Below are 12,970 nucleotides of genomic sequence, written 5' to 3' on the forward strand. Positions count from 1 at the left end.
AAAATCCGCAGACAGGACTTCAAAGTCCATAATCTGCGGATTTTTACCCATTTCTAGACCTCAATGATAATGGGCAGAATCATAGGTCTGCGTTTCGTGCGTTCATACAGGAATTTGCTTAATGTTCCTTTGATGGTTTCCTTGATGATATTCCATTGACCGAGATCTGCGGTGCTCATCTTCTGAAGAGTAGCTGTAATCAGCTGGTTGATCTCCTCCATCAGCGTATCCGAGTTGCGCACGTACACAAAACCTCTGGAGATCGTATCCGGCTCATTCAGAATCCGCCCGTCACTTTGGCTTAATGTAATGACTGTAATCAGAATCCCATCCGCAGACAGCTGCCTGCGGTCGCGCAGTACAACACTGCCAATATCCCCGATTCCCAGTCCATCCACGAAAATTTGTCCAGCTGTGATCCGTCCGGTTTGGCGGACATCTCCGCCGTTTGACTCAACAATTTCCCCATTTTTCAAAATAAAGATATTCTCACTCTTCACCCCTACAGCTTCAGCCAGCAAACTGTGATGATGGAGCATCCGGTACTCCCCGTGAATCGGGATAAAATATTCGGGTTTCATCAAGGTCAGCATCAGCTTCAATTCCTCCTGGCTGCCATGCCCCGAGACATGAAGCTCACTGCGTGATCCGTAAATTACTCGTGCACCCAGCATATACAGATTATCAACGATTCTGGAAACGTTGCGTTCATTACCTGGAATCGGATTCGCCGCGAGAAGTACGGTATCTCCCCGGCTGATCTCAAGCTGCCTGTGACTGGAATTCGCGAGGCGGGATAGTGCTGCCATAGGTTCACCCTGGCTTCCGGTACATAATATAGCGATCTTATCGCGTTCCACTTTGCCCGCCTCAGCCGTCTCTACCAGCATGCCCTCGGGGATATGTAGATACCCCAGTTCTTGTGCTACTCCAACGACATTGACCATGCTTCTGCCCAGCAGGGCGAGCTTGCGTCCTGTATGCTCAGCTGCGTCAACAATCTGCTGCAAACGGTGCACGTTCGAAGCAAAGGTAGAGATAAAGATTCGATTCTCCGCTTTTTGAAAGGCTTCCTCCAAATGAGCGCCTACCAGCCTTTCCGAAGGAGTAAAGCCAGGCCGTTCAGCATTTGTACTCTCCGATAAAAGAAATTTTACCCCCTTTTCTCCGATCGCCGCCATTTTATGTATATCTGGATACTGCTTGTTAACAGGAGTCATATCGAACTTGAAATCGCCGGTATGAACCACTGTTCCTTCGGGTGTATCGAAGACAATGCCAAGGCAATCCGGAATACTGTGGTTTGTCCGGAAAAAGGTAGTGGTGATGGAACCGAAATTCAGCGTGGACTCCGTATCAATACAATGAAGCTCGGTCTGGCGCAGAAGTCCATGCTCTCTAAGTTTGATCTCAATTAAGCCGAGTGTCAGGCGGGAAGCATACACCGGAATATTCAGTTGTTTGAGGAAATATGGGATTCCGCCAATATGATCTTCATGTCCGTGGGTAACCACCAAAGCCCTGACTTTATCTATATTACTAAGTAAATAGGAAATATCGGGAATAATTAGATCAATACCAAGAAGCGTCTCATCCGGGAATTTTGACCCGCAATCAATGACAATAATGTCTTCGGCGTATTGCAGAAGATACATGTTTTTGCCAATTTCATATACACCACCCAGAGCTGCAATCCACAGCCGGTCGCCCGTCATCTTCATGCTGATGCCTCCTTTATTTAGATAACGTATAGTATGAGTAATTCTTTGCAGGTTTATCCAGAGAGACTTGAATTCATATATTCTGCAGGAGAATCTTAATACAATCTTAATGCTTGATCCAAAACCGTAATGCTATGCTGATTTGCCTCATGCTATACTTACAGTAAAACGATTACAGCTGCATTAGCTGCGGATAGACAGAAAGAAGGCATGGAATGGCAGTACGGGGAAAGCTAAAAATATATTTCAGCTATGCGGCAGGAGCCGGCAAAACCTGTGCCATGCTGAGTGCTGCCCGGGAAGAGCAAAAAGACGGAATGGATGTAGTTGCCGGGATCATTGAGAACCGGGACAGGCCGGAAACGGAGGCACTGCTGGTTGGTATGGAACAGATTCCTCCTCAGGAAATATCCCGGGAAGGAACGGTCACGCATGAATTTGATTTGGACCGGGCGATCCGGAGACATCCCGAACTGATTCTGCTGGACGAGCTTGCACATACCAATCCTGCGGGAAGCCGGCACAAAAAAAGATATCAGGATATGGAGGAATTGCTTCGCGCTGGAATTAATGTCTATACTACCGTTAATGTCCAGCATATAGAAAGCCTGCAGGATCTGGTGGTATCCATCACTGGTCTTTCCGTACACGAACGCATTCCGGATCATGTATTAGACAGTGCCGATCAAGTGGAACTGATCGATATTGAACCTGATGATCTGATCGACCGTCTGAACAGAGGGAAAATCTATCATGAACAACCTCACGGCCAAAATGCGAGCGGGTTTAGCCCGGAAAAGCTGATTGCGCTCCGCGAGATTGCCCTGCGCTACACGGCAAGCCAGCTGAACCGGATTGCGCTTCAAATTAGTAGCCAGGAAGCTAACCAAGAGCATTATTCCAATGAGCATATACTCGTTTGTCTGTCATCGGCAGCGTCTAATAAGAAGGTAATCCGTACTGCCGCGAGAATGGCTGAGGCGTTCCACGGGGATTTCACAGCGCTGTTCGTGGAAACACCGGAAACGAAGGGGCTCACCCAGAAGAATAAAACAGAGCTGAGAGCGAACCTGCGGCTTGCGGAACAGCTTGGTGCTCAGATTGCGACAACTTACGGGGAAGATATTTCAGGACAGATCGCAGAATATGCCAAAACAAGCCGGGTCTCCAAGATTATTTTGGGCCGCTCACACTCTAAAAAGAGCTGGTTCGGTAACACTAATATCATGGACAAACTGGCTGCGGCCTCCCCGAATATGGATATTTATATCATCCCGGATACCCTGCCTTCCCTTTACAACAGATTTCCGCAATATCGGATTTCGCCGCGGCTGTCACTGACCAGCACCTTCATAACTTTTGGAATACTCCTGGTCTGTACTCTCATCGGCTTGTGGTTTAGTGCACTGGGTTTCAGGGAAGCAAATATCATCACTGTATATATTCTGGGCGTTCTCCTAAGTGCGATGATTACCGAAGGAAGACTCTATAGTGCCGCAACCTCTATATTCAGTGTTCTGGTTTTCAATTATTTTTTTACCGCACCTTACTTTTCCCTGCGGGCATATGATTCGGGATATCCGGTCACCTTCCTGGTGATGCTGGCCGCTTCATTTATAACCAGTACGCTGACAATGCGGGTTAAAGAGCAGGCAAGACAATCTGCGAAAAAAGCCTTTCGTACCGAGGTGCTGCTGGAGACTAGCCGCAAGCTGCAGCAGGCCAAAGATCCGGCTGCCATCATCAATGAAACGGCGCAGCAAATGGTTAAGCTTTTGGACAGGACAGTGATTTTTTATTCTGTATTACCCGGTTCCTTGTCGGAACCTCTTATATTTCCCAAAGAAGACTCGGCTGCCAATCTGCATATCTATACAAGCAGCAGTGAGCGTTCAGTAGCCGACTGGGTCTACAAAAACAATAAACGAGCCGGTGCCACCACGGATACTTTTTCTGCTGCCGGCTGTCTGTATCATGCGGTTCGCGGGGGAGACAGCGTTTTTGCCGTAGCCGCTATTGTGATGGAGAACGAAGACCCGCTGGAGGTTTTTGACAAGAGCCTGGTGATTGCTATGCTGGGAGAGTGTGCGCTTGCACTGGAGAAAGAGCAATTGAATGAAAAACAAAAGGAAATCTCCATCCAGATTCAGCAGGAACAACTCCGGGCGAACCTGCTTCGGGCCATATCGCATGACTTACGCACACCGCTCACCAGCATTTCCGGAAATGCCGGCATTCTTATAGGGAATTCTGGCGTACTGAGCGAGGAACAGAAGACAGGACTGTATACAGATATTTATGACGATTCCATATGGCTGATCAATCTGGTAGAGAACCTGTTGTCGATTAGCCGGATCGAAAATGGAAGCTTAAATCTGAATGTTCAGGCAGAGCTTATCGAGGAAGTCATTGCTGAAGCGCTGATGCACCTGAATCGAAAAAGCAATGAACATATCATTCGGACCGTGCTGAGTGATGAGCTGATCATGGCCAGAATGGATTCCAGATTGATTATCCAAGTGCTGATCAACCTGCTAGACAATGCGATAAAGTATACAGGAACCGGCTCTCATATCACTGTTTCGGCCAAAAGGGATAAACAAATGGTAGTGGTTGAGGTCGCTGATGACGGTCCTGGTATCTCTGATGAAGCCAAGACCAGGATATTCGATATGTTCTATACGGCGGATAATATCCGTGGGGATGGACGCCGGGGACTTGGTCTGGGCCTGTCTTTGTGCAAATCTATTATTAATGCCCATGGCGGCACATTTGCCGTGCATGACAACTTCCCGCAAGGGGCCCTATTCCGCTTCACCCTGCAAGCAGAGGAGGTAAATGTTCATGAATAAACCTTTGATTCTCGTTGTTGAAGACGACAAACCGATCCGTAAGCTGATTACCACCACACTAGAGACACAAGGGTACAAATACCATACGGCTGAAACCGGAGAAGCTTCTATCCTTGAAGCGGTATCAGGGCAGCCCGATCTTATGATCCTTGATTTAGGTTTACCGGATATGGATGGTGTGGATATTATCCGAAAAGTACGTTCCTGGTCCAATCTTCCCATTATTGTGGTCAGTGCCCGCAGCGAGGACCGGGACAAGATAGATGCACTGGACGCAGGAGCAGATGATTATTTGACCAAACCATTCAGTGTGGAGGAACTGCTGGCCCGGCTCAGGGTGAGTCTGAGGCGCATCCGGTATGACAGCGAGAAGCTGTTGAAGGATGCCTCTGTTTTCACGAATGAGGGCCTCAAAATCGACTATGCGGCAGGCTGTGTATGGCTGGATGAAGAAGAAATTCATCTGACCCCTATAGAATACAAGCTGCTGGGCCTGCTCGCCAAAAATGTGGGTAAAGTGCTGACACATAATTACATTCTTCATGAAATCTGGGGCAGCCACACGTACGATATTCCCGCCCTGCGTGTTTTTATGGCCACCTTAAGGAAAAAGATCGAGAGAACTCCCTCGCAGCCCAAATTCATTCAAACGCATATTGGTGTCGGATACCGGATGCTGCAGGTTGGCGATGACAACAAAGCCATTTGAACGGGCATGTGTAAAAAGCGGAAGACCAAGGCTTATACTTACAGCCTTGGTCTTCCGCTTTTTTTTGTCCGGAAAATGATCTTGATTCTCCTCCTTACCTTAACGTGATCTTTATCTGCTCCGGCAAATCCTAATCCTGAATAAATGGCTTCAGTGATACGCTGGAAGGGTAGTGAACAGCTGAAGAGAGAAGGAGTTATGTATGAATGAATTTTTTGAAAATGCAGGTCTTATCTCCATCATAACCGGAATTCTATTTGTTGTGAAAAAATTCTATGACCATTACTATTGGCAAAGCCTGCTTGATGAGGAGAATGAGGACGATAAAGAGACACGCCAATCTTAATGCAATCTTAATTCGCTGCCGGAATCTCTAATCCTTAACTAATGGCAGAAATGTTACGCTGAATTTAAGAAAAAGAGAAAGAGATCAAAAGATGATAGTGAGAGGAGTGGCAAAGAACATGATGGATGTGTATATGGTGGCAGCTCTGGCGGTGCTTTTCGTACTCCTTTACGCCTTTGCACAGTGGTGCGGACATATGACTGACGATACAGGGGGGACGGAACAATGACGGTGGTTATTGCTGCAACTTTACTTCTGTTTCTGTATTTGGTATATGCCTTGATTCATCCAGAGAAATTCTAAAGGTTCATTGAATGATGCGAAAAGAGAGAGTGTCAACTTAAGGAGGGGCCTTCGTGGGTATTGTGCAAATTGCCGCAGTCATTGTCATACTGCTGCTGCTGGTTAAGCCAGTAGGAACTTATTTATATCATGTATTCTCAAATGAACCGAGCCGAACGGACCGCATATTTGGCGGCTTCGAACGTGGAATATTCAAACTGAGCGGACTAAAGAACCGTGAGGGAATGACTTGGAAGGGATATGCCATCAGCTTCCTGGGGACAAACATTGTACTGGTTGCTTTCAGTTACTTGTTCCTTCGTCTGCAAGGCGCACTTCCGATGAATCCCAATGGAACCGGGGGCATGGAACAGTCACTAACGTTCAATACAGTCATCAGTTTCATGACGAATACCAATCTGCAGCATTACAGCGGAGAAACGGGTCTATCCTATTTCTCGCAAATGGCTGTCATTACAATGATGATGTTTACTTCAGCGGCGAGCGGCTTCTCCGTGGCAGTCGCTTTTGTGAGAGGCATTACTGGAAGAGAAACCGTAGGGAATTTCTTCGAAGATTTCGTGAAATCCATCACCCGCATCTTTCTCCCGCTGGCCCTGCTGGTGACATTGGTATTGGTGGCCCTGCAGGTTCCGCAGACACTACAGCCATCGCTACATGTAACAACGCTTGAGGGTGGTTCACAGCAGATCGCTATCGGTCCGGTTGCCTCACTTGAATCGATCAAGCACCTGGGTACGAACGGCGGCGGATTCTTTGGAGCCAACTCGGCCCATCCGTTTGAGAACCCTTCACCTTTGACGAATGTCATTGAAATCCTCTCGATGTGGACGCTGCCCGCATCCCTGCCTTATATGTACGGATTATTTGCCAAAAACAAACGTCAGGGCTGGATGATATTCAGCGCGATGATGACCTTGTTCGTATTGCTGCTGGGCCTCAACTATTACGCGGAAACGGCAGGGAATCCGGCAATCAATGCCATGGGTATCGACGCCTCCCAGGGCAGTATGGAGGGGAAGGAAGTCCGATTTGGTATCGCGCAGTCTTCTTTGTTCACTGCCGTAACAACGGCGGCAACTACCGGTAGCGTTAATAATATGCATGACACCCTCACCCCGCTTGGCAGCATAACTCCGCTGTCCCTGATGATGCTGAATAATGTGTTCGGGGGCAAAGGTGTAGGTCTAGTCAACATGCTGATGTATGCGATCCTGGGAGTGTTCCTCTGCGGTCTGATGGTAGGGCGGACGCCGGAGTTCCTTGGACGGAAAATAGAAGCGAGGGAAATGAAGCTGATCGCCATCGCAATACTCATTCATCCGCTGATTATTCTGGCACCTACCGCTGCCGCCTTCTTGACCGAGCTGGGTAAAGGGAGCATCTCGAATCCGGGCTTCCATGGAATGACGCAGGTGCTCTACGAGTTCACCTCTTCTGCGGCCAACAACGGTTCGGGTTTCGAAGGGCTGGCCGATAACACCACCTTCTGGAATGTACTTACAGGGATTGTCATGCTGCTCGGAAGATATGTATCCATTATCGCCATGCTGGCGGTGGCCGGCTCCATGATCCGTAAGAAGCCCGTTCCGGAGACGATCGGCACGTTCCGCACCGACAATGGCCTATTTACAGGAATTCTGATCGGTACGGTGCTGATTATCGGTGCACTGACCTTTCTGCCGGTTGTGGTTCTCGGTCCGGTTGCAGAATATTTGACCTTACGTTAAGAGAGGGAGAACAAGATGAGTACCATACCTAAAAAGAAACTGCTAACCGGCCCTATTCTGCAAAGTGCGGTCAAGGACAGCTTCATGAAGCTGAATCCGGTGACCTTGATGAAGAATCCGGTGATGTTCGTTGTAGAAATCGGCACTATTGTCGTACTAATGATGGTGTTGGCCCCCGGATATTTCCATACCGAAGACTCCATAGGCTTCAATATTACAGTGTTTTTGATTTTGCTGGTTACAGTATTGTTCGCTAATTTTGCAGAAGCACTGGCTGAAGGCCGCGGCAAGGCACAGGCGGATACCTTGAAGAAAACGAAACAGGATATTTCCGCAAACAAGCTGGTGGGCGGAGCTGTTAAGATCGTTTCTTCTTCTGATCTGCGCAAAGGAGATATCGTGGTCATCAGCCAAGGAGAACTCATTCCCGGTGACGGCGAAGTCATTGAAGGCCTTGCTTCCGTGGACGAATCTGCGATTACCGGAGAATCCGCTCCAGTCATCAAGGAGGCTGGAGGAGACTTCAACTCTGTCACAGGCGGCACAAGAGTAGTAAGTGATCAGATCAAGGTTCGAATCACCAGTGATCCCGGTGAATCGTTTCTGGACCGTATGATCTCGCTTGTCGAAGGGGCCAAACGCCAGAAAACACCCAATGAAATTGCACTCAATACCCTTTTAATCAGCTTAACCATTATCTTTCTGATTGTCGTAGTCACATTGCGTCCGATTGCCGCTTATCTGAATGTCGATTTGGAGATCCCCGTCCTGATCGCGCTGCTGGTCTGTCTGATCCCTACTACCATCGGCGGTCTACTGTCTGCAATCGGAATCGCAGGCATGGACCGGGTTACCCAGTTCAACGTGCTGGCGATGTCAGGTAAAGCGGTTGAAGCAGCCGGAGACATCAATACGATGATTCTCGATAAAACAGGCACCATCACCTTCGGGAACCGTATGGCCAGCGAATTTGTCCCCGTAGGGAATGAGAATGAAGCAGAACTGGCGGGGTGGGCTGCAGTCAGTTCACTGAAGGATGAGACACCGGAAGGGCGTTCCGTGATCGAACTGATCAAAAAACAGGGTCATCCTTATCAGGCCGGTCTGGCAGAAGAGGCAGAAATCATTGAGTTCCGTGCCGAAACGCGAATGAGCGGACTGGATCTGAAGGATGGACGCAAGGTCCGAAAAGGGGCTGTTGATTCCATGAAGCGCTGGGTCTCTTCCCAAGGCGGGCAGATTCCCGATAATCTGGACAAAAGGTCGAATGAAATAGCCGGTAAAGGCGGAACTCCGCTTGCAGTAGCCGTTGACGACCGGATATTCGGACTTATTTATCTGAAAGACACCGTGAAGCCCGGAATGAAGGAACGATTTGACGAGCTGCGCAAAATGGGCATCAAAACGATTATGTGTACCGGAGACAATCCGCTAACCGCTGCAACGATTGCCGCCGAAGCCGGAGTAGACGGTTTTATCGCCGAAAGCACGCCGGAGAACAAAATTGAAGTCATTCGCCGTGAGCAGCAGGAAGGCAAGCTGGTCGCCATGACGGGTGACGGAACGAACGATGCTCCTGCTCTGGCCCAGGCGGATGTGGGGCTTGCCATGAACAGCGGAACCTCTGCCGCCAAGGAAGCGGCGAATATGGTCGATTTGGACTCAGACCCGTCCAAGATTATTGAGGTCGTAGCCATCGGCAAGCAGCTGCTGATGACCCGTGGTGCCCTGACTACCTTCAGTATTGCGAATGACATCGCCAAATATTTTGCAATCATCCCTGCTATGTTCACGCTCGCGATTCCGGAAATGGAGGTGCTGAACGTAATGGGGCTGGGATCGCCAAGCTCCGCTATTATCTCGGCACTGATCTTTAATGCGATTATTATTCCGCTCCTGATCCCCCTTGCCATGAGAGGGGTATCCTATAAGCCAATGAGCTCTGTCAAGCTGCTGCGCCGGAATATCTTCATCTATGGATTTGGAGGCGTACTGGTTCCTTTTCTGGGCATTAAGCTCATTGATATGCTCGTTAGTATTTGGATATAAGCTTAATAGGATTGTTAAGATAGAGAGGATGGGTCACGAATGAAGAACACTAGTTCTTATATACTCAGCATAGTAAGACTCAGCGCCATATTTATTATTCTTTGCGGAGTTGTGTATCCGCTGGCTTCCACTGCTATTGCCCAGGTGCTAATGCCTTCACAGGCGAACGGCAGCCTGCTGAAGAACAGTGCGGGCCAGGTTATTGGCTCCGAGCTGATTGGTCAGAACTTCACCAATCCGGCGCTGTTCCACGGGCGTGTGTCCAGCATTGATTACAAAGCGGAGGCTTCGGGCTCGAACAATTATGGCCCATCCAATACGGATATGCTGAAGCGTACCAGCGACTTTATCGCCCAGTGGAAGCTGGACAATCCGCAGGTTCCTGTGAATCAACTGCCTATCGATCTGGTTACGAACTCTGGCTCGGGCCTGGACCCGGATATTTCCCCCGCCTCGGCTATCGTGCAGGTTCCCAGAATCAGCAGTCTGACCGGTCTTTCTTCGGATAAGCTTGAACAATTAATTCAATCACATACAGAGGGCCGCGAACTTGGATTGTTCGGCGAAGAACGTGTGAATGTGCTGAAGCTGAATAAGGCTTTATCTGAATTGTCTGCTAAGTAATCAGGCGGTTACCCTGTTCGGTTCCACACGGACAGGGTAATTTATCTTCCTATAAGGAGGCCACCCGGATGTCCCCGTATAAACGTAAAACTCCGGAAGAAATTCTGTATTCCATTTACCGCCTGCGCCGGGGCCGTCTCAAGATCATCATCGGTTCTGTCAGTGGTTCAGGCAAGACCTATCACATGCTGGAGGAAGGCAAGCTTTTGCAGCAGCAAGGGATCGATGTGGTGATCAGTGCGGTCTCGACGATGCAACGGGCGGAGACTGTTCAGCAACTGGTGAATTTGGAGCGTGTACCCAGCCTTCACTGGATCAAGGATGGAAAGGAACAGAAGGATCTTCCTGTCGATATTCTGCTTCAGCGCAATCCTGAGGTCCTTTTGGTGGACAGTCTGGCCCACCGCAACCGGGAAGGAGCCCGTTTCGAGACAAGGCTCGAAGATATCCGTTATTTAATGGATCACGGCATTAGTGTGATTACAACCATTAACGTGTATGAGCTGGCTGGGATGGCCGAAATTATTCAGCAGAAAACGGGCATCTGTGCAGAGGAAACGGTTCCGCTCAACACGCTGGAGCTGGCAGATGAGGTGCGACTGATCGATGTGTCCCCCGAAACCATATTAAAACGTATTGAAGAAGGGGTTCTTGGCGGAGAGACGCCTCCGGCGCTGACCCGGCGTGGCAATCTGGGCGTCCTCCGTGAGCTCTCGCTCCGTCTGGTTGCCGAGGGGGTCAATGATTCGCTGGAAAGACACCGGGAGGAGCAAGGGTTAATTGGCCCTTCCGGCGCCACTGAGCGGATTCTCGTATCCACGCAATATCATTGGAACGGTTCGCTGTATGTCAGAAGAGGACAGCAAATCGCCAAGCGGCTGAACGGTGAGCTTATGGTGGTAACCTTTGTGCTTACAAAACGTCAGTTAACGAAGGATCAGCAGAGCTTCAAACGCGCGATCACCAAGCTGGCCCAGCGGGTCGATGCCCGCTACGAAGAGCTGTCTCTTCCAAGTCTGCGTCTGCTCCCAGCAATATTGGTACGTTATGCCATCCGGAATAACGTCACCCGGATCGTCATGGGGCACTCCAAAAAAAGCCGCTGGCAGGAAAAGTGGCAGGGCTCCATCGCTAACCGGGTCCTCCGAAAGTCACGGAACATCGATGTATTCCTGATGGCTGACCGGGCAGAGCAGGAAGGGGAACGGATATTGCCGATCAAGCCTGGCTCCAAAGGGAAGGAGGAACCTTTTCACCGGTTAACCAGTCAGGAGATGGAACAGAAGATTGAGCGGATTCACCGCGGAACATTCAAGGTCTATATTGGTGCGGCGCCTGGTGTTGGAAAAACCTATAAAATGCTGCAAGAGGGGAATCTGCTGCTGACGAAAGGCATTGATGTTGTCATAGGTCTGCTGGAGACACATGGAAGGAAGGAGACCCAACGGCAAATCGGGGGATTGACCCTGATTCCGCGGGCCCGCATTCAGTATCAGTCCTCACAGCTGGAGGAGATGGACACAGATAGCATTATTGCCCGTCACCCGGAGGTCGTGCTGGTGGATGAATTGGCACATACCAATGTCCCCGGAAGTGTGACCAAAAAGCGCTATGAGGATGTTATGCGGCTGCTCGATAACGGCATTTCCGTAATCACAACCGTGAATGTTCAGCATCTGGAGAGCCTGAATGACGCAGTGGCACAGCTGACGGGCGTTCGTGTCCGGGAAACGGTCCCTGATGCGGTTTTGAAAATGGCCGGTGAGGTTGAACTCATTGACGTTACGCCACAAATGCTGCAGGAGCGGATGCGGGAAGGGAAAATATATGCAACGGAGAAAGTGAACCAGGCCTTAGAGTCTTTTTTTAAGATTGGGAATCTGATTGCTCTGCGCGAACTGGCTCTTCGTGAAATTGCGGACGATGTTGATGAACGGCTGGAAGCGTGGGACCGGGAGCCCTCCCTGCGGGGCCCATGGAGCCGCCGTGAGGTCATCTTTGTCTGTGTCGATCTCGGCCCGCGTGCAGAGCGCTTAATCCGCCGCGGCTTCCGTATTGCCCACCGGCTCAAGGCAGAATGGTATGTGCACTATGTGCACTGCGGAGGGCACCATACCCCCGAAGAGCAAAAGCGGCTGGGGTCCCTGCGGCATTTGACGGAACGGCTGGGCGGGAAAATGGAGGTGGCTCTGGCGGGCAGCAGTGCTGTCGTACATCAGCAGCTGCTCTACAGAATGAATGAAGTACAGACCACTCAGCTGATTATCGGACACTCACGCAGGCCGCTGTGGCGCAGCTTATTCAAAGAAAGCTTCGTCCATTATTTGCTCCGGCATGCAAGGCATATGGATATGCTGATTGTGGCGGACTTTGACCCGGAGGCGGCCGAAGCGGTAAAGTATTGACAGATAGGCATACCCTAGTTGATCATAAAAAAAGTGTATGCTAAACTACAATTAATTAAATGAACGGAGTTGAAGAGGATAATGTAGGATTTTCTTGCTGATCGATATGAGAATAAAACCACTATAAGACTGGACTTCATGTTCAGCTATTGTAATGCGATCGATTTCGCATGTTTTATTTCTTGTTAAGCAAGAAAGTTACATTTCCTTTCACTCAAACGGTAGATCCTT

General features: G+C 49.5%; 10 protein-coding genes. 9 read left to right on the plus strand and 1 reads right to left on the minus strand.

Going from position 1 to position 12,970, the window contains the following annotated elements; translation table 11 throughout:
• Window positions 1-53 precede the first annotated feature (53 nt).
• The gene (locus tag A3842_RS17330) at window positions 54-1,721 is read right to left on the minus strand and encodes a ribonuclease J (protein ID WP_074102216.1); all 1,668 of its coding nucleotides are present in this window, start codon (window positions 1,719-1,721) and stop codon (window positions 54-56) included.
• 215 nt (window positions 1,722-1,936) lie between these two features.
• Between A3842_RS17330 and A3842_RS17335 the strand changes: the two genes are divergently transcribed.
• The 9 genes from A3842_RS17335 (at window position 1,937) to A3842_RS17365 (ending at window position 12,739) form a co-directional block, all read left to right on the plus strand.
• On the plus strand, window positions 1,937-4,573 hold the full coding sequence (locus A3842_RS17335; RefSeq protein ID WP_074102217.1) for a sensor histidine kinase: 2,637 nt from the start codon (window positions 1,937-1,939) through the stop codon (window positions 4,571-4,573).
• Entirely contained in the window at window positions 4,566-5,282 is a 717-nt protein-coding gene (locus A3842_RS17340) for a response regulator (protein WP_074083390.1), read from the plus strand. Before A3842_RS17335 ends, A3842_RS17340 begins: the two co-directional genes overlap by 8 nt.
• A gap of 202 nt (window positions 5,283-5,484) precedes the next feature.
• Window positions 5,485-5,628: a hypothetical protein gene (locus A3842_RS32595; RefSeq protein WP_167374605.1), complete on the plus strand. Its 144-nt coding sequence runs from the start codon at window positions 5,485-5,487 to the stop codon at window positions 5,626-5,628.
• A gap of 91 nt (window positions 5,629-5,719) precedes the next feature.
• A complete protein-coding gene (locus A3842_RS32960) occupies window positions 5,720-5,857 on the plus strand; it encodes a hypothetical protein (protein ID WP_178381886.1) in 138 nt (45 codons plus the stop codon).
• A complete protein-coding gene (kdpF, locus tag A3842_RS33790; RefSeq protein WP_074083653.1) occupies window positions 5,854-5,931 on the plus strand; it encodes a K(+)-transporting ATPase subunit F in 78 nt (25 codons plus the stop codon). The genes A3842_RS32960 and kdpF overlap by 4 nt, the downstream gene beginning before the upstream one ends.
• A gap of 53 nt (window positions 5,932-5,984) precedes the next feature.
• The gene (gene kdpA, locus A3842_RS17350; RefSeq protein WP_074083389.1) at window positions 5,985-7,661 is read left to right on the plus strand and encodes a potassium-transporting ATPase subunit KdpA; all 1,677 of its coding nucleotides are present in this window, start codon (window positions 5,985-5,987) and stop codon (window positions 7,659-7,661) included.
• Between the two features lie 15 nt (window positions 7,662-7,676).
• Entirely contained in the window at window positions 7,677-9,710 is a 2,034-nt protein-coding gene (gene kdpB / locus A3842_RS17355; RefSeq protein WP_074083388.1) for a potassium-transporting ATPase subunit KdpB, read from the plus strand.
• Window positions 9,711-9,749: 39 nt separating this feature from the next.
• Window positions 9,750-10,334, plus strand: coding sequence for a potassium-transporting ATPase subunit KdpC (gene kdpC, locus A3842_RS17360; protein WP_074102218.1), 585 nt, complete (start codon window positions 9,750-9,752; stop codon window positions 10,332-10,334).
• A 68-nt stretch (window positions 10,335-10,402) separates the two neighbouring features.
• On the plus strand, window positions 10,403-12,739 hold the full coding sequence (locus A3842_RS17365) for a histidine kinase (RefSeq protein ID WP_074102219.1): 2,337 nt from the start codon (window positions 10,403-10,405) through the stop codon (window positions 12,737-12,739).
• Window positions 12,740-12,970: the final 231 nt, after the last annotated feature.

The organism is Paenibacillus sp. P3E, from assembly GCF_001909045.1.
GTDB lineage: Bacteria > Bacillota > Bacilli > Paenibacillales > Paenibacillaceae > Paenibacillus_AQ > Paenibacillus_AQ helianthi.